Raw genomic sequence first — 21,365 nt, 5'->3', positions numbered from 1 at the left:
ATACAGCGGCCCGCGGACCAAACGGGCCTGGCGGCGGCTGCCCGGACAACAGGGGGCACGGGCGCCGCTTCCTGAAGATCTCTAGTTGGGTCGGCGCACCTTTGCCGGCCGGAGGGAAAGCGATGGGTAGGACACTCGCGGAGAAGGTCTGGGACGACCATGTCGTCCGGCGCGCCGAGGGCGAGCCCGACCTCCTCTTCATCGATCTGCACCTGCTGCACGAGGTGACCAGCCCGCAGGCCTTCGACGGTCTGCGCAAGAGCGGTCGCCAGGTGCGTCGGCTCGACCTGACCATCGCCACCGAGGACCACAACACCCCGACCCTCGACATCGACAAGCCCATCGCGGACCCGGTCTCCCGGATCCAGCTGGAGACGCTGCGCAAGAACTGCGCCGACTTCGGTGTGCGCCTGCACCCGCTGGGCGACGTCGAGCAGGGCGTCGTGCACGTCGTCGGCCCGCAGCTGGGCCTGACCCAGCCCGGCATGACCGTGGTCTGCGGTGACTCCCACACCTCCACGCACGGGGCCTTCGGCGGTCTGGCGTTCGGCATCGGCACCTCCCAGGTCGAGCATGTGCTGGCCACCCAGACGCTGCCGCTGGTCCGCCCGAAGACCATGGCCATCACGGTCGACGGCGAACTGCCCGACGGCGTCACCGCCAAGGACCTGATCCTGGCGATCATCGCCAGGATCGGCACCGGCGGCGGCCAGGGCTACGTCCTGGAGTACCGCGGCTCCGCCATCGAGAAGCTGTCGATGGAAGCCCGCATGACCATCTGCAACATGTCGATCGAGGCCGGTGCCCGCGCGGGCATGATCGCCCCCGACCAGACCACCTTCGACTACCTCGAGGGCCGCCCGCACGCGCCCAAGGGCGAGGACTGGGACGCGGCCGTCGCGTACTGGAAGACCCTGAAGACGGACGACGACGCCGAGTTCGACGCCGAGGTCGTCATCAAGGCCGACGAGCTGGCGCCGTTCGTCACCTGGGGCACCAACCCGGGCCAGGGCGCGCCGCTTTCGGCGAACGTCCCCGATCCCGCTTCGTACGAAGACGCTTCGGAGCGCCTCGCCGCCGAAAAGGCCCTGGAATACATGGGGTTGGAGGCCGGTCAGCCGCTCACCTCCATCAAGGTGGACACCGTCTTCGTAGGTTCATGCACCAACGGCCGCATCGAGGACCTGCGCGCGGCGGCCGAGCTCGTCAAGGGCCGCAAAGTCGCCGACGGTGTACGGATGCTGGTCGTCCCGGGCTCCGCGCGGGTCGGTCTCCAGGCCGTCTCCGAGGGCCTGGACGTCGTCTTCAAGGAGGCCGGCGCCGAATGGCGGCACGCGGGCTGCTCGATGTGTCTGGGCATGAACCCGGACCAGCTGGCCCCGGGTGAGCGCTCCGCGTCCACCTCCAACCGCAACTTCGAGGGCCGGCAGGGCAAGGGCGGTCGTACGCACCTGGTGTCGCCGCAGGTCGCGGCCGCGACCGCCGTGCTGGGCCATCTGGCCTCGCCCGCCGACCTGTCCGACGCCCCTGCCGCCGCTGGAGTCTGATCAGTCATGGAAGCATTCACCACGCACACCGGCCGGGCCGTCCCGCTGCGCCGCTCCAACGTCGACACCGACCAGATCATCCCTGCTCACTGGCTCAAGAAGGTGACCAGGGACGGTTTCGAGGACGGGCTGTTCGAGGCCTGGCGCAAGGACGAGAAGTTCATCCTCAACCAGCCCGAGCGCAAGGGCGCCACGGTCCTGGTCGCCGGTCCCGACTTCGGCACCGGTTCCTCCCGTGAGCACGCGGTGTGGGCGCTGCAGAACTACGGCTTCAAGGCCGTCATCTCCTCCCGGTTCGCTGACATCTTCCGCGGTAACTCGCTCAAGAACGGCCTGCTCACGGTGGTTCTGGACCAGAAGATCGTGGACGCGCTCCAGGAGCTCACGGAGAAGGACCCCACGGCCGAGATCACGGTCGACCTTCAGGCCCGCGAGGTGCGCGCCGAGGGCATCACCGCCGCCTTCGAGCTGGACGAGAACGCCCGCTGGCGGCTGCTGAACGGTCTGGACGACATTTCCATCACCCTCCAGAACGAGGAGGACATCGCCGCCTACGAGGCCAAGCGCCCCTCGTACAAGCCGCGGACGCTCCCGGTCTGACCCGGAGCCGTCCAACAGGTCGAATTCCGGCCACCGCAACACCCCCGCCGTACCCCCGATCAGCCCGATCGGGGGTACGGCTGTGTCTGCACCCGAACGGCCCTGCACCCCCTCGCGGTCGCCGTCAACTTCCCACGTTAGGAGGGGTGTTGCCGGGGTACGCGACCTGTACAGCCGCGACTTCCGCAAGTGCCCGGAAGGCCGTTTGAGGCGGCAGTTGCACCCTGAGCAGGCGACAACTCGCCCCAGATGGCACAATCTGTGCATGGAACACGACGGCCAACTCGAGCTCTATACGGCAGTCGCGGACCAACTCAAGGAAGCGCACACAACAGTGCGCGCACTGCAAGTCCCGGAGGGCGTACGGATGGCGCTGACCCGGAAGCTGCTGGTCATTACGGCCGCGGCCAAGCACGATCTCGCCGATGCGGCAAGGCGTCTGGAGGCCTTCACGGCGGACCTCGACGCGGGTCGAATCCCCGAAGAGGAACGCTGAACAAGTCCGAGACAACCGAATCCGTTGCGGCACAAGGGTGATAAGCCCGTTTCGTGTTTGATTTGCGGTATATATCTGCCTAACGTGCGAAAACGCTTGAACACTTACGTTCTGGCAATGTCTCCGAAGGGGAAGACGTGAACAAGGCGCAGCTCGTAGAAGCGATTGCCGACAAGGTCGGTGGCCGTCAGCAGGCCGCCGACGCGGTCGACGCGGTCCTGGACGCCATCGTCCGCGCGGTCGTCGGCGGAGACCGGGTCTCGGTCACCGGCTTCGGTTCGTTCGAGAAGGTCGACCGCCCGGCCCGGTACGCCCGCAACCCCCAGACGGGCGAGCGGGTTCGGGTCAAGAAGACCTCTGTTCCGCGCTTCCGCGCCGGCCAGGGCTTCAAGGACCTGGTGAGCGGCTCGAAGAAGCTCCCGCGCGGCGGCGAGGTCGCCGTCAAGAAGGCTCCCAAGGGCAGCCTGACCGGCGGTTCTTCGGCGACGGTCAAGAAGGCCGCCGCGAAGAAGGCCGCCCCGGCGAAGAAGGCGACCGCGGCCGCGAAGAAGACCACGGCGAAGAAGACGACCGCCAAGAAGACCACGGCGACCGCCAAGAAGACCACGGCGAAGAAGACGACCGCCAAGAAGACCACGGGCGCCGCCAAGACCACCGCCGCGAAGAAGACCACCGCCAAGAAGGCGACGGCCAACAAGTCGGCCCCGGCGAAGAAGGCGACGGCCACGAAGGCCCCCGCCAAGAAGTCCGCGGCTCGCACGACCACCGCCAAGAAGACCACCGCCCGCAAGAGGTAAGGGCGCACCGGTACTCACGCGCCGGGCCGGACTCCGAGACGGAGTCCGGCCCGCGGCGTGTTCAGGGGGTTTTCACACGGTGTGGTCTCAGAAGGTCTGCAGGGTCACCAGAGTGACCCGGGAGCCGTCCATCTCGATGCGCACCCGCTGACCCGGGCGCAGCAGCCGCAGGCCGCCCGCGTCGAACGCCGGTCCGTCGAAGGGCACGGGGGTGCCGTCGTCGAGGAGCACCTGGCCGCTGCGGGTCTCGGGGTCGTACGTGTAAGCGGTCGCCTGCATGGCAGGCAGCCTACTGCCCGGGGATCAGCAGCCGGGCCGTCGCCGCCGCCGTCCGGGGGCCCACCCCGAGCGCCAACGCCGCCCGCAGATCCTCGCCGGTGTCCACGTCCTGGCGTACCGAGTCCACCCCGGGCAGGCTCAGTTCCGCCGCCCCTGACCCGCGATGCCGGGCCCGGGAATCCGTGCCGAATGCCGGACGCAATTCCTGTCCCTTCCCGGCGGCCAGGAGTGTCGTACCGATTGCGGCCGCATCCGGGAGAAAAGCGCGGGGGAATTCCGTGGCCGCGTCCAGGACGCGGGCCAATTCCAGGGGGCGCAGGGCCGGCAGATCGGCGTTGAGGGCCGCCACCGCGCTTTCCGGGCGCACCGCCCGTACGGCCGCCGCCCCGTACGCCAGCGCCGCGTTCAGGCCCCCCAGCGGCTCGTCCGGCACGATCCGGGCCCCCAGGGCGGCCAGCTCCCGTGCGGCCAGGGCGTCGTCCGTGACGACCGCCACATCCCTGACGGCGGGGCTGGCCAGCGCGGCCGCCACCGTGTCCTGGGCGAAGGCGAGGGCCAGGCCCGGGCGCAGCCCGTCGTCGGCGGTGTCCGAGAGCCTGCTCTTCGCCCGCGCCAAGGGCTTCAGGGGTATGACCAAGGTCCACTGCACGAGCGTTCCGTCCCTCTCTTGTCGCGAGCATTGTCACTCAGCCGTCACCTGGGCCATCTGGTGGTCGTCGCCGCTAGGCGTACGGTGTTCTCGACAGACCGGCGGCCTGGGGCGAGACTTGTGCGGCCCTCAAGGCCTGAGAGGAAGGTGTCCGCGTGCCCCGCCGCAGAATCGGCTTCTGGTACCGCCTGGCAGCGGTGATCGCCAAACCGCCGCTGGTGGTTCTGATCAAGCGGGACTGGCGCGGAATGGAGAACATTCCGGCCGATGGTGGATTTATCACCGCGGTGAACCACAATTCGCACGTCGATCCCTTCGCCTACGCACACTTTCAGTACAACACCGGCCGTGTTCCGCGATTCCTCGCGAAGAGCGCTCTTTTCAAGAAGGGATTCGTCGGGGCCGTCATGCGCGGCACCGGGCAGATCCCCGTCTATCGCGAGACCACGGACGCGCTGAGCGCCTTCCGGGCCGCGATCGCCGCCGTGGAGCGCGGTGAGTGCGTCGCCTTCTACCCGGAGGGCACCATCACCCGGGACCCCGACCAGTGGCCCATGACCGGCAAGACCGGCGCCGCGCGCGTGGCGTTGCAGACCAGGTGCCCGGTGATCCCGGTCGCGCAGTGGGGCGCCAACGAACTGCTGCCGCCGTACGCCAAGAAGCTCAACCTCCGTCCCCGCAAGACCTCGCACGTCCTCGCGGGCCCCCCGGTGGACCTCTCCCGCTTCTACGACAAGGAGATGACCCCGGAACTCCTGAAGGAGGCGACCGAGGTCATCATGGCCGCCGTCACCCGCCAGCTGGAGGAGATCCGCGGCGCGAAGGCGCCCGAGACACCCTACGACCCGCGCCAGGAGCGGATCGAGCAGCGGCGCAGGACCTCCGCGCAGACTCTGCCGAGGGTCGAGCAGGAAGAGGGGCGGGGCAAGTGAGCAAGCCCGTCAAGGCGGCCGTCTTCGGCACCGGGTCGTGGGGCACCGCGTTCGGCATGGTGCTCGCCGACGCGGGCTGCGAGGTCACCCTGTGGGGTCGCCGCGCCGAACTCGCGGAAGCGGTCAACTCCACGCGCACCAACCCCGACTACCTTCCCGGCGTCGAACTCCCGGTGAACCTGCGGGCGACGGCGGACGCCGCCGAGGCCGCGCGCGACGCCGACTTCACCGTTCTCGCCGTCCCCTCGCAGACGTTGCGCGGCAACCTCGCCGAGTGGGTGCCGCTGCTCGCGCCCGACACGGTCCTCGTCTCGCTGATGAAGGGCGTCGAACTCGGCTCCGCCATGCGGATGAGCGAGGTGATCGAGGACGTCGCCAAGGTCGGCCGGGACCGCATCGCGGTGGTCACCGGACCCAACCTCGCCCGCGAGATCGCCGCCCGGATGCCGGCCGCCGCGGTCGTCGCGTGCACCGACGAGTCGGTGGCCCGGCGGCTCCAGGCGGCTTGCCACACGCCGTACTTCAGGCCGTACACCGAGACGGACGTCATCGGGTGCGAGTTGGGCGGTGCCGTGAAGAACGTCATCGGGCTCGCCGTCGGCATCGCGGACGGCATGGGGCTCGGCGACAACACCAAGGGCTCGCTCATCACGCGCGGCCTCGCCGAGACGATGCGCCTCGGGCTCGCGATGGGTGCCGACCCGCTGACGTTCTCCGGACTCGCCGGTCTCGGCGACCTGGTGGCGACCTGCTCCTCGCCGCTGTCGCGCAACCACACCTTCGGCACCAACCTGGGCAAGGGCATGACGCTTCAGGAGACCATCGCGGTCACCAAGCAGACCGCCGAGGGCGTCAAGTCCTGTGAGTCCGTGCTGGATCTGGCCCGCAGGCACCACGTCGACATGCCGATCACCGAGACGGTCGTCGCCATCGTGCACGAGGGCAAGCCTCCCGTGGTCGCCGTCAAGGAGCTGATGTCGCGCAGCGCGAAGCCCGAACGACGCTGAGCGATACCCCTCGAGCCACGCTGTATCGGGGCTCTACCACCGGGTACTCTCAACGCGATATGAGCACCGAGAACCTCCCCCAGAGCCCCGAGCAGCCGTCTCGCAAGCCGCGTGTGGCCGTCGTGTCCGGTGGCCGCAGCTCCGAACACGGGATCTCCGTGGTCACGGGCGGCGCCGTGCTGAAGGCCATCGACCGGACCAAGTACGAGGTCCTGCCGATCGGCATCACGCGGGACGGGCGTTGGGCCCTCATCGCGGACGAGCCGGACCGTATGGCGATCACCGACCGCCGTACGCCGGACATCGAGGAGCTCGCCGAGTCCCCGGACGGCGGCGTGGTGCTCCCGGTCGACCCCGCGAACCGCGAAGTCGTCTACAGCGAGCCGGGGTCGGTGCCCAAGGCCCTCGGTGAGGTCGACGTCGTCTTCCCCGTCCTGCACGGCCCGTACGGCGAGGACGGCACCCTGCAGGGCCTGCTGGAGCTCTCCGGCGTCCCCTACGTCGGCTCGGGCGTGCTCGCCTCGGCCGTCGGCCAGGACAAGGAGTACATGAAGCGGGTGTTCACCTCGTTCGGGCTCAAGGTCGGCCCGTACGTGGTGATTCGGCCCCGTGAGTGGGAGCAGGACGAGGCGGCCGCCCGCAAGAAGATCGTGGACCTCGCCGGCGAGCACGGCTGGCCGCTGTTCGTGAAGCCCGCGCGCGCGGGTTCCTCGATCGGCATCACCAAGGTCGACGACCTGTCCGGGCTCGACGAGGCGATCGCCGAGGCGCGGCGGCACGACCCGAAGATCCTTGTCGAGGCGGCGCTGCGCGGCCGTGAGATCGAGTGTGGAGTCCTGGAGTTCGAGGACGGCCCGCGCGCCTCGGTCCCCGCGGAGATCCCGCCGCCGGACACGCACGCGTACTACGACTTCGAGGCCAAGTACATCGACTCCACGCCCGGTCTGGTGCCCGCCCCGCTGACCCCCGAGGAGACGGCCGAGGTCCAGCGCCTCGCCGTGGAGGCCTTCGAGGCGGCGTCCTGCGAGGGACTGGTCCGCGCGGACTTCTTCCTCACCGAGGACGGGGAGTTCGTGATCAACGAGATCAACACGATGCCGGGCTTCACCCCGATCTCCATGTATCCGCAGATGTGGCAGGCGAGCGGGATCAGCTACCCGGAGCTGGTGGACCGGCTGATCCAGGCGGCGCTGCGGCGGTCCACCGGACTGCGGTAGCCACCCGGCGCCCCCGCGCCCCCGCGCCTCACTTGCCGAAGGGGATCGCCTTCTTGACCGGCGCGGCCATGTCGGTCAGCATCCCCGCGGTGTCGCGTCCCTTCGCCACCGTCACCTCGACGTATGCCTTGCGGTTGGCGGTGGTGAAGCGGGTCGATCCGTCGTCCCGCTTCTCCATGAGCCACTCGACACCGTTCACCTCGCCCGCTATCGCCTTCGGGTCGCTCCCGGTCGCCACCTTGGGGTCCACCATCTTCGGCGGCCGGGGGACACCGCAGCGCAGTATGATCGCCGGGCTTCCCCAGCCCGCCGTCAGCGCGGACGCGGGCTCGGGATCGTGCCGGTCGAGACCGTCGACCCTGTCCGGCAGGACACGGTCGAGGTTTCGGCACAGCTCGGCGACCTTCGCCGTCGGGCTGGGAACCGCCACCGGTTCACTGTCGTCTGCTGAGGAGCACCCTGTGGTGACGATCAGCAGGGCCAGGGCGGGCAGCCCGAGGGCAGTGCGGTGCCGGTGACGGAAAGAGTTCACCGGCCAAGGGTAGACGGGGGCTACAGATGGACGACCGGGCAGGTCAGAGTGCGAGTGATGCCGTCCACCTGCTGGACCTTGGCGACCACCAACCGGCCCAGGTCGTCCACGGTGTCGGCCTGTGCTCGCACGATCACGTCATAGGGTCCTGTCACGTCCTCGGCCTGGATCACTCCAGGAATCTTGCTGATCGTCTCGGCGACGGTCGACGCCTTGCCGACCTCCGTCTGGATCAGGATGTACGCCTGTACCACGGAACCTCCAGGGCGGCCACGAGGATCATGTGGGGAAAAGGAACGCCACGGTATCGCGTCGCCACGTGCCGCGGGGAGACCTGCGGGGCCCGCGGCCTCCGCGCCGGGGTGCAGGCATGACAGAAGTTGACGGTCTCTTCGACCGTATCGAGGACACTGGTCCGGCGCGACCGGGCACGATCAGGGACAGAAGGGGCGAAAGGGCAATGAAGGGCACTGTTGGTGAGCTCGGGGAGTTCGGGCTCATCAGGGAGCTCACCTCCCGTCTCACCACCACCCCGGCGGTCCGGGTCGGTCCCGGCGACGACGCCGCGGTGGTGGCCGCTCCCGACCGCCGGGTCGTGGCCAGCACCGACATCCTCCTGGAGGGCCGGCATTTCCGCCGCGACTGGTCCACGGCCTACGACGTCGGCCGCAAGGCCGCCGCGCAGAACCTCGCGGACATCGCCGCCATGGGCGCCGTACCAACGGCTCTCCTGCTCGGCCTGGTCGTCCCCGCCGAGCTCCCGGTCACCTGGGCGAGCGAGCTGATGGACGGCCTGCGGGACGAGTGCCAGGTGGCGGGCGCGTCGGTGGTGGGCGGGGACGTCGTACGAGGCGACACGATCGTGGTCTCCATCACCGCGCTCGGCGACCTGCGCAACCAGGAGCCCGTGACCCGGGGCGGCGCACAGCCCGGCGACCTCGTCGCGGTGACCGGCTGGCTGGGCTGGTCCGCGGCCGGGTTCGCGGTGCTGTCGCGCGGGTTCCGCTCGCCGCGGGCCTTCGTGGAGGCGCACCGGCGTCCCGAGCCGCCGTACCACGCGGGTCCGGCGGCGGCGGGGCTCGGCGCGACCGCGATGTGCGACGTCAGCGACGGGCTGATCGCCGACCTCGGGCACATCGCCGAGGCCAGCAAGGTCCGGATCGACATCCGCTCGGGCGCGATCGACATCCCCTCGCAGATGAACGACATCGGGCAGGCGGTCGGCGTCGACCCCATGCAGTGGGTGCTCGCCGGGGGAGAGGACCACGCGATCGTGGCCACCTTCCCGCCGGACGTGAAGCTGCCCGCCCGCTGGAAGGTCATCGGGGAGGTCCTCAACCCCTCGGCGCTGCCGCAGGTGACGGTGGACGGGGCGCCCTGGACGAGCAAGGGCGGCTGGGACCACTTCGGGGACATCGAGTCGTGACGCCCGCGGGCGCGCCGCCGAGGGTGCTGACGGTCGCGGGCTCCGACTCCGGCGGAGGGGCCGGGATCCAGGCGGACCTGAAGACGATGCTGGCGCTCGGTGTGCACGGCATGAGCGTGGTCACCGCGATCACCGCGCAGAACTCCCTCGGCGTGCAAGGGGCTTGGCCGCTGCCGGTGGAGACCGTACGGGCCCAGTACCGCAGTGTCGTCGACGACATCGGCGTACAGGCCGTGAAGACCGGCATGCTCGCCTCGGCCGAACTGGTCGAGGCGGTCGCGGAGTTGCTCGGCCAGACGGACGCCCTGGCGGTCGTCGACCCGGTCGGGGTGTCGAAGCACGGTAACGCGCTGCTGGCCGAGTCCGCGCTGGAGTCGGTGCGTCGGCGGCTGCTCCCGGTGGCGACCGTGGCGACCCCGAACCTCGACGAGGTGATCCAACTCACCGGGGTGTCGGTCACGTCCGAGGCGGATCTGCCCCGGGCCGCGGCGGCCGTGCTGGCGTACGGGCCGCGGTGGGTGATGATCAAGGGCGGGCATCTCTCCGGCGACGCGGTCGACCTCTTGACCGACGGGTCCGAGGAGCACTGGCTGCGGGCGCCCCGGTACGACAACCGGCACACCCACGGCACCGGCTGCACCCTCGCCTCGGCGATCGCGTCGGAGCTGGCGAAGGGGCGGGACGTGCCGGAGGCGGTGGCGGCGGCCAAGGAGTACGTCACCGGGGCGATCAGGGCCGGGTTCGCCCTGGGGGGCGGCATCGGTCCCGTGGATCACGCGTGGCGGTTCAGGGCGTAGGCGCGGCGCGGTGCCAGGCGTAGGTCCGGCGCCAGTCGGGACGTGGGTACGGCGCCCCTCGGGACGTGGGTACGGCAAAAAGCCGGTCCACCGTGAGGTGGACCGGCTTGATGCAGCAACCAGCAGTGGCCGCGCGCTTAGCTGTGCGTCAGCGCGAGACCTTGCCGGCCTTGATGCACGAGGTGCAAGCGTTCACGCGCTTCGGCGTCCCGCTCACCACGGTACGGACGCGCTGGATGTTGGGGTTCCAGCGACGCGGCGTACGGCGGTGCGAGTGCGAGATGTTGTTGCCGAAGCCCGGGCCCTTGCCGCAGACGTCGCAGTTGGCAGCCACGGGTCACTCCAAAGACTTCAGATGCACTTACGGTGGGATCCCGGCGGGCCGGGATCGAGATCGTAGGATCAGAGATCTGAGTGGCACTGCCAGGGGAATGGCCCGATGGGTATCGGGCAACCGGAGCAGCATACAACGACTGCGCCAGCAGAACGAAACTACCATGGCTGCTCAGGGCCCTGCTCCCAGCCCTCTTCCGGTGGACACCCCTTCAAGGTCTACGCTGCGTCCCACATCCGGGCTGCTCAAGGAGGCGCAGGTGGCGCAGGTGCCGCAGACATTCTTCGATGCTCTCGCGGTACGCACCTGGTGCGGCCTCGCGTTGACGGCCCTGGGGCGGGCCCGCGAGGAGATCGACGCGATCAACGTCTATCCCGTCGCCGACGGGGACACCGGCACGAACCTCTACCTGACCATGGAGTCCGCCGCCGCGGCCGTCGAGGCCGCCTTCGAGGGACACGGGCTCGGACCCGGAGGCCCCCGCACGGGCGCGGAGGGCGACGGCAGGCCGACGCCGGCCGATGCCGCCCGGGCGATGGCGCACGGCGCGCTCATAGGCGCGCGGGGCAACTCCGGGACGATCCTCGCCCAGCTGCTGCGGGGCATGGCCCAGGTGCTCACCGCCGAGGGTGAGACCGCTCACACCGACGGCACCGGACTGCGGCTCGCCCTGCGGCACGCCGCCGACTCCGCCCGGCAGGCCGTGGCTCACCCGGTCGAGGGCACGGTCCTCTCCGTCGCCTCCGCGGCGGCCGACGCGGCCGAACTGTGCGACGGCTGCGACTGCGGGTCCGTCGCGCGGGCCGCGTACGCGGGGGCGCGAGTGGCGCTCGCCGAGACCCCGGGGCAGCTGGCCGTGCTGGAGCGGGCCGGGGTGGTCGACGCCGGGGGGCGGGGGCTGGTCGCGGTGCTGGGGGCGCTGGTGGAGACGTTCACGGGGGAGACGCCGGGGGCGGTGGGCGTCGCGGCGCCGCACGCGCGCGGGGAGTCCGGGACGCCCTCCGGTGCGGCCGCGGGGGCGGTCACGGCTGTGGGGGCGGTCACGTCCGCCGCCTCTGTCATCACGTCCCCGGTCTCGGAGGCCGAGGACGCCGAGGAGTGCGCGGACGCCCCTGCGGAGGCCGGGGGACCCGCCTTCGAGGTGATCTACCTCCTGGAGGCCGACGACACCGCCGTGGCCCGGCTGCGGACGCGGCTCGACGCGCTCGGGGACTCGCTCGTCGTGGTCGGCGGCGACGGGCTGTGGCACGTCCACGTGCACGTGGACGACGCGGGCGCCGCCGTGGAGGCGGGCGTCGAGGCCGGACGCCCCTACCGGATCCGGATCACCCACTTCGGGCTCGGCGACGTCCACACCCAGGGCGGAGAACGTGCGCCCCGGGAACGGGTGCAGCGGGCCGTGGTCGCCGTCGTGCCCGGGGAGGGGCTCGCCGGGCTGTACGCCGAGGCCGGCGCGACCGCCGTGCTCGCGCGCCCCGGGGAGCCGCCCGCCAGCGGGGAGATGGTGGAGGCCGTACGACGCGCCCACGCGCGCGAGGTCGTCCTGCTGCCCAACGACGCCGACCTGCGCCACACCGCGGCCGCCGCCGCCGAGCAGGCCCGCGCGGAGGGCATCCGGGTCGCCCTGATCCCGACGCGCTCAGCGGTCCAGGGCATCGCGGCGCTCGCCGTGCACGAGCCCGAGCGCCGCTTCGACGAGGACGTCGTGTCGATGACCTCGGCGGCCGGCGCGACCCGTTACGCCGAGATCACCGTCGCCGAACGCCAGTCCTGGACGCTGGCCGGCATCTGTGAGGCGGGCGACGTCCTCGGGCTCATCGACGGGGACGTCGCCGTGATCGGCTCGGACGTCGTCGCGGCCGCCGAGGCGGTCCTGGACCGCATGCTCTCGGCCGGCGGGGAGCTCGTCACCCTCGTCCTGGGCGACGAGGCACCCGAGTCCATCGCCGACCGTCTCGAGGCACGCGTGCGTGAGACCTACCTCGCCGTCGACACGGTGGTCTACCGGGGCGGACGGCAAGGGGCGCTCCTGCTCATCGGGGTCGAGTAGACCGGCCCCGCGGCCCTGCGGCCCTGCGGCCCCTCAGACCCGGGGCCGCCCCGCGGCTACTGGCCCTCCAGAACCTGGAGCAGCTGCTCCGCCTCCGCGCGCCGGGCCCGCACCGTCTCGTCGGCGCCCGTCTCCTCGCCGCTGCTCTCCTCGCCCCCGTCGGCTGACTCGTGGGCCCCGTGGGCGTCGTAGGCCTCGTACGCCGCCAGCACCGCACGCGCGCGTGCCGCCGCCCGGTCGGGACGGCTCAGGTCCGCCTCCAGCCAGCCCGCGGCGAGTTCGGCGCCGGTGCGGCTGTGCAGGGCGTCGTCGCCCAGCGAGGCGAACACCACGACGGCCTCGGTCACCTGGGACAGGGCGTCCTCCAGGGCGGCCTGGATGGAGTCGTCGTCGGCGTCCTCGGTGGCGGACCGGGCGAGCAGGTCACCGAACTGCCGGCGGGTGTGCCCGAGCTCGGCGACGAGCCGCAGCCGCGCCTCCGCGTCGCCGGGACCCGCGGCCAGCGCCTCCTCGCACGCCCGTACCGCACGGTCCATCAACTCCCGGGCCTCGCTCTGCCCCTGCTCCGCGCGCAACGCCAGCCACGCGCGGGCGCGCAGCGACCGGACGAGGCCGTGCACGTTGCCCAGGGACAGCCACAGGTCGCCCGCGCGCGCGTACGCCCGGTCCGCCTCGACGGACAGTCCCGCGTTGCCGAGGGACTCGGCGGCGAGGTGGGCGAGCGTCGCGTGGTCGTGCTGCTCGGGCCACAGGGCGGCGATCTCGGCCGCCTGAAGGCGCCATTCGGCCGCCGCGCGGTGTTCGCCGAGCTCGCCGAGACAGTCGCCGAGCCACCACTGCGCCTGGACGACCGCGCCGTCGCCGTGCCGGTCGGCGCTCAGGTCCGCCAGTGCCGACTCCAGCACCTCCGCGGCCTCCGCCCACCGCCCCTGCCGCAGCAGCAGCCCGCCGAGCATCTGCCGCGCCCACGCGCCCAGCGTCCGCGCCTCACCGGCCTCGTCGGCCCAGTGCGCCGCCTCCAGGGCGTGCTCGGCGGCCTCCTCGGCCGAGCCCCGGCCGCCCAGCACCTCGGCGAGCTGGAGGTGCAGCTGGGCCCGTCCGACCGCCTCCAGAGAGGGACCACCGTGGGCCAGCGCGGCCCGCAGCGCCCGCTCGGTCCGCGCGATGTCGCCCAGATGGTGCGCGAGCAGGGCCAACCGGGCCTCGTACTCCACCGCGAACCACGGCAGCCCCGCGTCCACGTAACCCGCCGCGGCCTGTTCGAACAGCTCCGCGGCCGCGGCCGGCTCCCCGGCGTCCTCGGCCAGTTCCGCCAGCATCGCCCGCGCCTCCGCGGCCCGCGCGGCGAGCTGTACGTCGTCCCCGGCGCGCCCGTCGACGAGCGCGAGCACCTCCCGTACGGCGGTCTCGGCGGCGGTGCGGACCGAGGGGGCGGGGAGCGGGCCGGGAGCGGTTCCGGCCGCCCTGGGGCTGCCTTCGGGGAGGGCGGCGGTGTCGGCGAACTCGTGGGACGCCTTCGTCCCGGCCGGCTCCTCGTCCAGGGAGAAGGCGACCTCCAGAGGGCTGCCGGGGGCGAAGGGGCTCTCCCCCTCGTCGATCGTCCCTTCCTGGATCATCGCGTCCTCGTAGGTCGTCGGCTCGTCGGCCGCCGCCCCGCCCGGCACCCCGGCGTCGGCGCCCTCCGGCGCCTCCCCGCCCTCGTGCATCCGCCGCATCAGGATCCGCGCCCGCGCCATCAGCACCGACGCCGTCTGCCGTACGCCGGTGGCGTCCTCGGCGTAGAGCGCGAGGACCTCGTCGTAGGGGCCGGCGATCGCCGTGAGCGCCGCCCGCGTGTCGCCCCCCAGAGCGCGTACGAACGCTCCACGCGCGCGTGCCGCGAGCGCCTCGCCCGGATCGCCCGCCTGCGCGTACAGCTCGGCGGCGCGCTCGAACAGCCCGACGCCCTCGGGGCCGAGGTCCATGGCCTGGTGGTCGGCGATCTCGGCCTGGTCGCGCGGGTCGAGATCGATGCCCTCGGCCGCCCGCGAGACCGCCTCCCACGCCTCGACGGCGTTCGGCCGCAGCCCGTCCGACAGCCGCCGCGCCTCGGCGATCAGGGCCGTCAGATCCGGCTCGGCGTCCTCACGCACCGGCGTCGGGGGCGGGGACGCGGCCACCGGGGTGGCGGTCCTCGTCGTCCGCACCCCGAGCGGCAACCGCTCCGCCAGGGGCTCCTGCGCCATTCGCGCGCGGGTGTGCTCGCTGACGTGTGCCGTGCCGTTGCGCGCGTCGAAGCGGGCGGCCAGGTCGAGGGCGTCCGCACGCGCGTGCGCGGCGAGTTCGCGGGCCGTCCACGCGTGGCCGGCCGGTCCCGGTACCTGCCGGTCACCGAGGCCGAGCCCGGTCAGCCGGTCCATGAGCAGCGCCACCACGCTCAGGAACTCCAGCCGGCTGCGCGGCTGCCCGGAGTCCGTGAAGTACGCGGGGCGCTCCGCCAGCAGCTCCAGCGCGCGCGCCTCGTTGCCGCTGAGGGCGCAGAACTCGACATGGTCGGCGTACGCCCCGCGCATGCTCTCCATGGTCCGGACGAGCCGGAAACCCCGCAGGTGGTGCGCGCGTGCCTCATCGAGGCGGCCCAGCCGCAGCAGCGGCAGCAGGGAGGCCGCGAGGGCGGTGTGCGGCTCATGGGCACACGTCAGCTCGCCCTCCAGGACCGGTGCCCACAGCCGCAGCGCCTCCTCGTCCCGGCCCCGCTCGGCCTGCCACCAGCCCTGTCCGTGCAGCTCGCACGCGTGGCAGTCGGCCATCACGTCCCGGTCGGCGGCCAGCCACGCGGCGTACGCCCGCTCCGCGCGCGGCACGTCCCCGAGATGCGCGGCGACGTTGAACTCGGCGCTGCGCACCGCGCGTTCGGAGTGTCCGGCGAGCCGGTAGCGGTGCTCCATCTCGCCGAGCCACTTCTCGATGGCGGCGAGCGGCACGTGCGGCTGGTCGAGCATGCCGGCCGACACCCACTTGAAGACCCAGTGCAGGGTGTGCGTCTCGTACTCGTCGAAGTCCTCGGGCCGCTCGTCCCACATGCGCAGCAGGCGCGCGAAGGGGACGAACATCTTGTCCTTCTCGGAGCTGTAGTTGTAGACCTTCAGCTGGTGCCCGAGCGCCTCGATCACCGCCAGCGGGATGTCCAGCTTCTCGGCCGCCGCCAGCAGCTGCTCCGCGCGCGCGTTGCGGGCGGGGCCCTCCGGCTGCTCGCCGTTCTCCGCCAGGGCCCGGCGCAGGGTGTCGAAGTCCGTGATCTCGCTCATCAGCGACCCTCCTCGCCGTTCGTGGCCCACTCCAGAAGGCCGATGAAGGCCCGGTTCAGCAGCGCCGAGTCGGCGGGCCTGAGCGGTCGCTGCGCCATCAGCAGCGCCTGCCCGTACAGCGACTCCGTGGCGGTGCCGATCAGCTCGGGATCGCCGAGCGAACTGATCCGCCGGATCAGGGGACTGAGGTGGTTGAGCACCAGACGCGCGCGGGGCGCGCCGCCGCGCAGCGAGCCGAGGATGCCCGCCCACAGGTCGTCGGCCTGCGCCTCGGCCTCCGCGCGCGCCTGCTCGTGCCGGGCGGCCCGGTCGTCCAGGTGCAGCGCGGGCACGGACAGGGGGCGGAAGGCGCGCAGCACGACATCGCAGCCCAGCGGGTCCAGCGCGGCCCGCGCGGCCGCCAGGAAGCCGGACAGCGCCAGTTCCTCGGCCGGGTCGACGGCGTCCAGGTGCGCGGTCACGGTGTCGGTGTCCAGCTCGGCCACCACCGTCCCCGGCCGCACCGAGGGCAGCGCCTCGACCAGGTCGCTGTCGTACGTGTAACCGCCGTTGACCACCCCGACGCCCTGCGCGGACGCGATCGGCGCGACCTGGCGGAACTCCTCAACGGTCCGGGTGAAGTGCACGACCCGGTGCCGCTGCGCGAACTCCTCCAGGGACAACCGGCCGTCGGTCGTCTCGAAGGGCAGCCACGGCAGCATCGTGCGCAGCATGTCCGGGTCGTGCCGGGCCAGCGACTTCACGCCCAGGTGGTGCACGGACAGGAAGGCCGCCAGCCGTTCCGGGTCGCCCGCGGCCAGCCCCGTCAGCCAGCCCCGGATCCGCTCGCCCAGCGCCTCCCGCACGGCGGCCAGCGTCTCGTCCTCGTACAGCGACTCGCGCGAGGCCGTCGGCCGCAGACTGTCGGTGTCCAGGACGCAGCGCACGAAGAACGCCCAGTCCGGCAGCAGCTGTTCGGCGCGCTCGGTCAGCAGCATGCCCTTGAGGTGCACGCGGTGCGTCGCGCGCGTGGCCGGACTGACCGCCGACGGCAGCACGTACGCCACCCCGCGGACCCCGGCGAGCGGCACGGTCAGCTCGATCGTGTCCAGCGGCGTGAACCCGAACAGGTCGTGACAGTGCCGCGCCAGGGCCACCCTGCGGGTGGCGGGGGAGGGGTAGGGCCGGTCCCAGGGGGCCGGGAGGTCGGTGACCGCCTCGTCGCCCACCCGGACGTCGTAGGGCAGCAGCGAGCCGAAGTCCCGTGCCAGGGTGAGCACCCGCTCCGGGGTGAGCCACTCGGCGGCCCCGGCCCGCGCCGTCAGATGCACGGTGGTGCCGGGTTCGGGCCGGGCCTCCGGAGCCAGCGTGCGCACGGTGTACGAACCGTCGTCGCTCGCTGTCCACTCCACGGGCGCCGCTCCGGGCGTACGGGCGCTGCGGCTGACGACCCGGATCCGCTCGGCCACCACGAAACAGGCGAGCAGACCGATGCCGAACTGCCCGAGGAAGTCGGAGCGCACCTCCTGAAGGCCCTCGGCGCGCTTGGAACTACGCCCGATCGTCGCCAGCAGGGTGTGCACGTCCGCCTCGGTCAGCCCCACGCCGGAGTCCTCGACCCGCAGGGTGCCGTGCTCGGCGTACAGCCTCACCCGGGCCGGGGCGTCGGGCTGTTCGGCCCGCCGGGCGGTGATGGCGTCCACGGCGTTCTGCAGCAGCTCGCGCAGATAGACCTTCGGACTGGAGTAGAGGTGATGGGAGAGCAGGTCCACCAGACCACGCAGGTCGACCTGGAACGTATGAGATGCCTGAGGAGCCTGGGATGCCTGAGAGGTCTGGGAGTCCATCGCTGGAGCGCCGCGGGTGGGGAGGTCGTCGGCGCGGGGTCGGGCGGTCCCGGTGGGGCGGTGACCGCTAGATGGCCGGAGCGCGCCATCCTAGAGCCGGAACAGCCCGCCTGACCAGGGGTTTCCCAGACGTATACGGCAATGTCAGTGCGGTGGTGTGCAATGGATCTCGTGCCCGCACTGGAAGAACCCCTGAAACAGCCGCTGAAGTCAGTGCTCGGCCCCGCCACCGCGAAGGTGATGGCCGAGCATCTCGGCCTGCACACCGTCGGCGACCTCCTGCACCACTACCCGCGCAGATACGAGGAGCGGGGCCAGCTGACCCACCTGGCCGACCTCCCCATGGACGAGCACGTCACGGTGGTCGCCCAGGTCGCCGACGCCCGGCTGCACACCTTCGCCTCGGCCAAGGCCCCCCGCGGCAAGGGCCAACGCCTCGAAGTCACCATCACCGACGGCAACGGCCGCCTCCAACTGGTCTTCTTCGGCGCCGGCGTCCACAAGCCCCACAAGGAGCTCCTGCCGGGCACCCGCGCGCTGTTCGCCGGCAAGGTCTCCGTCTTCAACCGCCGCCTCCAACTGGCGCACCCCGCCTATGAGTTGTTGCGCGGAGACGCCCAGGAGACGGTGGAGTCCTGGGCCGGTGCCCTGATCCCGATCTACCCCGCCACGGCCAAGCTGGAGTCCTGGAAGCTCGGCAAGGCGGTCCAGACGGTGCTGCCCAGCGCCCAGGAGGCGGTGGACCCGCTCCCGGACTCCCTCCGGGACGGCCGCGGTCTGGTGTCCCTCCCCGAGGCCCTCCTCAAGATCCACCGCCCGCACACCAAGGCCGACATCGAGGACGCCCGCTCCCGCCTGAAGTGGGACGAGGCCTTCGTCCTCCAGGTGGCCCTCGCCCGCCGCCGGCACGCCGACGCCCAACTCCCGGCCATCGCCCGCAGACCCAGGCCTGACGGCCTCCTGACGGCCTTCGACGCGCGCCTGCCCTTCACCCTCACCGAGGGCCAGCAGAAGGTGTCGAAGGAGATCTTCGACGACCTGGCCACCGAGCACCCGATGCACCGGCTGCTGCAGGGAGAGGTGGGATCGGGAAAGACGATGGTGGCCCTGCGCGCCATGCTCGCCGTCGTCGACGCGGGCGGTCAGGCCGCCATGCTCGCCCCCACCGAGGTGCTCGCCCAGCAGCACCACCGCTCGATCGTCGAGATGATGGGCGAGCTCGCCTTGGGCGGAATGCTGGGCGGATCCGAGCACGCCACCAAGGTCGTGCTGCTCACCGGGTCGATGGGGACGGCCGCGCGCCGGCAGGCCATGTTGGACCTGGTCACCGGTGAGGCCGGGATCGTCATCGGCACGCACGCGCTGATCGAGGACAAGGTGCAGTTCCACGACCTCGGACTGGTCGTGGTCGACGAACAGCACCGCTTCGGCGTCGAGCAGCGCGACGCCCTGCGCGGCAAGGGCAAGCAGCCCCCGCACCTCCTCGTCATGACCGCCACCCCCATCCCGCGCACGGTCGCCATGACGGTCTTCGGTGACCTGGAGACCTCGGTCCTGGACCAGCTCCCGGCCGGCCGCTCCCCGATCGCCAGCCATGTGGTCCCGGCCGCCGACAAGCCCCACTTCCTGGCCCGGGCCTGGGAACGGGTGCGCGAGGAGGTGGACAACGGCCACCAGGCGTACGTCGTCTGCCCCCGCATCGGCGACGAGGAGGTGGACCCCAAGAAGAAGAAGTCCGCCGAGGACGAGGCCGAGAAGCGTCCGCCCCTCGCCGTTCTGGACGTGGCCGACCACCTGGCCAAGGGTCCGCTGAAGGGCCTCAGGGTCGAGGTGCTGCACGGCCGTATGCACCCCGACGACAAGGACGCGGTCATGCGCCGCTTCGCCGCCGGTGAGACGCATGTCCTGGTCGCCACCACGGTCATCGAGGTCGGCGTCAACGTCCCCAACGCCACCGCCATGGTGATCATGGACGCCGACCGCTTCGGCGTCTCCCAGCTCCACCAGCTGCGCGGCCGCGTGGGTCGTGGCTCGGCGCCGGGCCTGTGCCTGCTGGTCTCCGAGATGCCCGAGGCCAGCCCGGCCCGCCAGCGCCTGAACGCGGTCGCCTCGACCCTGGACGGCTTCGAATTGTCCCGCATCGACCTCGAACAGCGCCGCGAGGGCGACGTCCTCGGCCAGGCCCAGTCGGGGGCCCGCACCAGCCTCCGGATGCTGGCCGTCATCGAGGACGAGGAGGTCATCGCGGAGGCCAGGGAGGAAGCGGTGGCGGTGGTGGCGGCCGACCCGGAACTCCAGAACCTCCCGGCTCTGCGCACGGCCCTGGACGCCCTCCTGGACGAGGAGAGGGAGCAGTACCTGGACAAGGGGTGAGGGAGACTCCCCACAGGCGCGGGGAACCGCGCGACCAGCCACACTGAACCTGACACCACCCCCGAACAAGGACCGAAGATGACCCGCGTAATCGCCGGCGCAGCCGGCGGTCGCCGCCTGGCGGTACCGCCGGGAAACGGAACCCGCCCCACCTCCGACCGCGCACGCGAAGGTCTCCTGTCCACGTGGCAGTCCCTGCTGGGCGGCCCCCTGGACGGCGAACGCGTCCTCGACCTCTACGCCGGCTCCGGCGCGGTGGGCCTGGAGGCCCTCTCCCGGGGCGCGAGCCACACCCTCCTCGTCGAGGCCGACGCCCGCGCCGCCCGCGTCATCCGCGAGAACGTGCAGTCCATCGGTCTGCCCGGCGCCGAGGTCCGCGCGGGCAAGGCCGAACAGATCATCCGGCAACCGGCGCCGAACGAGCCGTACGACATCGTCTTCCTCGACCCCCCGTACGCGGTCACGGATCACGATCTTCGGGAGATTCTCCTCACACTCCGCTCGGAGGGCTGGCTCGCGCCGGAGGCGCTCGTCACCGTGGAGCGCAGCACCAGAGGCGGCGAATTCCTCTGGCCGGACGGTTTCGAGCCGCTCCGGTCCCGTCGCTACGGCGAGGGAACCTTTTGGTACGGTCGCGCCGCCTCTACGTGCGAAGACGCACGATGACCGGACCGGAGAGCGAGGGATCACAAGTGCGCCGCGCCGTCTGTCCCGGGTCGTTCGACCCGATCACCAACGGACACCTCGACATCATTTCCCGCGCCTCCCGTCTGTACGACGAGGTCTACGTCGCGGTCATGATCAACAAGTCCAAGAAGGGCCTGTTCGAGATCGACGAGCGGATCGATCTGATCCGCCAGGTGACCGCCGAGTACGGCAACGTCAGGGTGGAGGCCTTCCACGGCCTGCTCGTCGACTACTGCAAGCAGCGCGACATCCCGGCCATCGTCAAGGGCCTGCGCGCGGTCAGTGACTTCGACTACGAGCTGCAGATGGCCCAGATGAACAACGGCCTGTCGGGCGTGGAGACGCTCTTCGTGCCCACCAACCCCACCTACAGCTTCCTGTCCTCCTCGCTCGTCAAGGAGGTCGCGACCTGGGGTGGAGACATCGCCCACCTGGTGCCGCCGGTGGTCCTGGAGGCGCTCAACGAGCGGCTGCGCAAGGACTGATGGGGCTGCGGGGCTGAGGGGGCTACAGTCGTCCCGTCCGTCTC

At 71.6% G+C, this 21,365-nt stretch carries 20 protein-coding genes; 13 read left to right on the top strand and 7 right to left on the bottom strand.

The window, feature by feature from the left end:
• The first annotated feature begins 122 nt into the window (after positions 1–122).
• The 4 genes from leuC (at position 123) to ACZ56U_RS31535 (ending at position 3,440) form a co-directional block, all read left to right on the top strand.
• The gene (gene leuC / locus ACZ56U_RS31550) at positions 123–1,547 is read left to right on the top strand and encodes a 3-isopropylmalate dehydratase large subunit (protein ID WP_469087353.1); all 1,425 of its coding nucleotides are present in this window, start codon (positions 123–125) and stop codon (positions 1,545–1,547) included.
• Positions 1,548–1,553: 6 nt separating this feature from the next.
• Positions 1,554–2,147: a 3-isopropylmalate dehydratase small subunit gene (gene leuD, locus ACZ56U_RS31545; protein WP_469087352.1), complete on the top strand. Its 594-nt coding sequence runs from the start codon at positions 1,554–1,556 to the stop codon at positions 2,145–2,147.
• Positions 2,148–2,412: 265 nt separating this feature from the next.
• Positions 2,413–2,643, top strand: a complete 231-nt coding sequence (locus ACZ56U_RS31540) for an SCO5555 family protein (RefSeq protein WP_391232527.1) — start codon at positions 2,413–2,415, stop codon at positions 2,641–2,643.
• Positions 2,644–2,780: 137 nt separating this feature from the next.
• A complete protein-coding gene (locus ACZ56U_RS31535) occupies positions 2,781–3,440 on the top strand; it encodes an HU family DNA-binding protein (protein ID WP_469087351.1) in 660 nt (219 codons plus the stop codon).
• Between the two features lie 87 nt (positions 3,441–3,527).
• On the opposite strand, the gene ACZ56U_RS31530 is transcribed toward ACZ56U_RS31535, so the two are convergent.
• Both ACZ56U_RS31530 and cofC read right to left on the bottom strand, forming a co-directional pair.
• Entirely contained in the window at positions 3,528–3,719 is a 192-nt protein-coding gene (locus ACZ56U_RS31530) for a hypothetical protein (RefSeq protein WP_391232525.1), read from the bottom strand.
• 10 nt (positions 3,720–3,729) lie between these two features.
• Complete coding sequence (cofC, locus tag ACZ56U_RS31525; RefSeq protein ID WP_469087350.1) at positions 3,730–4,368, bottom strand: 2-phospho-L-lactate guanylyltransferase; 639 nt, start codon at positions 4,366–4,368, stop codon at positions 3,730–3,732.
• Between the two features lie 155 nt (positions 4,369–4,523).
• Here cofC and ACZ56U_RS31520 point away from each other — a divergent pair, with 155 nt between their 5' ends.
• The 3 genes from ACZ56U_RS31520 to ACZ56U_RS31510 are packed head-to-tail and all read left to right on the top strand — an operon-like array spanning position 4,524 to position 7,524.
• On the top strand, positions 4,524–5,300 hold the full coding sequence (locus ACZ56U_RS31520; protein WP_469087349.1) for a lysophospholipid acyltransferase family protein: 777 nt from the start codon (positions 4,524–4,526) through the stop codon (positions 5,298–5,300).
• Positions 5,297–6,307, top strand: a complete 1,011-nt coding sequence (locus ACZ56U_RS31515) for an NAD(P)H-dependent glycerol-3-phosphate dehydrogenase (protein WP_469087348.1) — start codon at positions 5,297–5,299, stop codon at positions 6,305–6,307. The genes ACZ56U_RS31520 and ACZ56U_RS31515 overlap by 4 nt, the downstream gene beginning before the upstream one ends.
• Positions 6,308–6,366: 59 nt before the next feature.
• Positions 6,367–7,524, top strand: coding sequence for a D-alanine--D-alanine ligase family protein (locus ACZ56U_RS31510; protein ID WP_469087347.1), 1,158 nt, complete (start codon positions 6,367–6,369; stop codon positions 7,522–7,524).
• A 28-nt stretch (positions 7,525–7,552) separates the two neighbouring features.
• Here the strand turns inward: ACZ56U_RS31510 and ACZ56U_RS31505 are convergent, their stop codons facing one another.
• Positions 7,553–8,056 (bottom strand): DUF3515 domain-containing protein, encoded by a 504-nt coding sequence (locus ACZ56U_RS31505; protein ID WP_469087346.1) that lies wholly within the window; start codon positions 8,054–8,056, stop codon positions 7,553–7,555.
• 20 nt (positions 8,057–8,076) lie between these two features.
• Positions 8,077–8,310, bottom strand: coding sequence for an Lrp/AsnC family transcriptional regulator (locus tag ACZ56U_RS31500; protein ID WP_020121007.1), 234 nt, complete (start codon positions 8,308–8,310; stop codon positions 8,077–8,079).
• A 206-nt stretch (positions 8,311–8,516) separates the two neighbouring features.
• On the opposite strand from ACZ56U_RS31500, the gene ACZ56U_RS31495 reads away from it, so the two are divergent.
• Both ACZ56U_RS31495 and thiD read left to right on the top strand, forming a co-directional pair.
• Complete coding sequence (locus ACZ56U_RS31495; protein WP_469087345.1) at positions 8,517–9,482, top strand: thiamine-phosphate kinase; 966 nt, start codon at positions 8,517–8,519, stop codon at positions 9,480–9,482.
• A complete protein-coding gene (thiD, locus tag ACZ56U_RS31490; RefSeq protein ID WP_469087344.1) occupies positions 9,479–10,279 on the top strand; it encodes a bifunctional hydroxymethylpyrimidine kinase/phosphomethylpyrimidine kinase in 801 nt (266 codons plus the stop codon). The genes ACZ56U_RS31495 and thiD overlap by 4 nt, the downstream gene beginning before the upstream one ends.
• A gap of 148 nt (positions 10,280–10,427) precedes the next feature.
• On the opposite strand, the gene rpmB is transcribed toward thiD, so the two are convergent.
• On the bottom strand, positions 10,428–10,613 hold the full coding sequence (rpmB, locus tag ACZ56U_RS31485) for a 50S ribosomal protein L28 (protein ID WP_033282681.1): 186 nt from the start codon (positions 10,611–10,613) through the stop codon (positions 10,428–10,430).
• A gap of 259 nt (positions 10,614–10,872) precedes the next feature.
• Between rpmB and ACZ56U_RS31480 the strand changes: the two genes are divergently transcribed.
• Positions 10,873–12,663, top strand: coding sequence for a DAK2 domain-containing protein (locus ACZ56U_RS31480; RefSeq protein ID WP_469087343.1), 1,791 nt, complete (start codon positions 10,873–10,875; stop codon positions 12,661–12,663).
• Between the two features lie 56 nt (positions 12,664–12,719).
• Here ACZ56U_RS31480 and ACZ56U_RS31475 read toward each other — a convergent pair whose 3' ends face one another.
• Together ACZ56U_RS31475 and ACZ56U_RS31470 are read right to left on the bottom strand one after the other, a co-directional pair.
• Positions 12,720–15,950 carry a tetratricopeptide repeat protein gene (locus tag ACZ56U_RS31475; protein ID WP_469087342.1) on the bottom strand — a complete coding sequence of 1,077 codons (3,231 nt, stop codon included), beginning with the start codon at positions 15,948–15,950 and terminating at the stop codon, positions 12,720–12,722.
• Positions 15,950–17,776: an HSP90 family protein gene (locus tag ACZ56U_RS31470; protein ID WP_469087341.1), complete on the bottom strand. Its 1,827-nt coding sequence runs from the start codon at positions 17,774–17,776 to the stop codon at positions 15,950–15,952. The genes ACZ56U_RS31475 and ACZ56U_RS31470 overlap by 1 nt, the downstream gene beginning before the upstream one ends.
• 162 nt (positions 17,777–17,938) lie before the next feature.
• Between ACZ56U_RS31470 and recG the strand changes: the two genes are divergently transcribed.
• The 3 genes from recG to coaD all read left to right on the top strand — a co-directional run bounded on the left by recG (position 17,939) and on the right by coaD (position 21,321).
• Complete coding sequence (gene recG, locus ACZ56U_RS31465) at positions 17,939–20,149, top strand: ATP-dependent DNA helicase RecG (protein WP_469087340.1); 2,211 nt, start codon at positions 17,939–17,941, stop codon at positions 20,147–20,149.
• A 78-nt stretch (positions 20,150–20,227) separates the two neighbouring features.
• The gene (gene rsmD, locus ACZ56U_RS31460; protein ID WP_469087339.1) at positions 20,228–20,815 is read left to right on the top strand and encodes a 16S rRNA (guanine(966)-N(2))-methyltransferase RsmD; all 588 of its coding nucleotides are present in this window, start codon (positions 20,228–20,230) and stop codon (positions 20,813–20,815) included.
• A 26-nt stretch (positions 20,816–20,841) separates the two neighbouring features.
• The gene (gene coaD, locus ACZ56U_RS31455; RefSeq protein WP_391233006.1) at positions 20,842–21,321 is read left to right on the top strand and encodes a pantetheine-phosphate adenylyltransferase; all 480 of its coding nucleotides are present in this window, start codon (positions 20,842–20,844) and stop codon (positions 21,319–21,321) included.
• Positions 21,322–21,365 lie beyond the last annotated feature (44 nt).

Source organism: Streptomyces sp. NPDC034103 (assembly GCF_055575395.1).
Note: the sequence above shows the minus strand (reverse complement) of the source record. Positions and strands in the feature narration are given on the sequence as shown.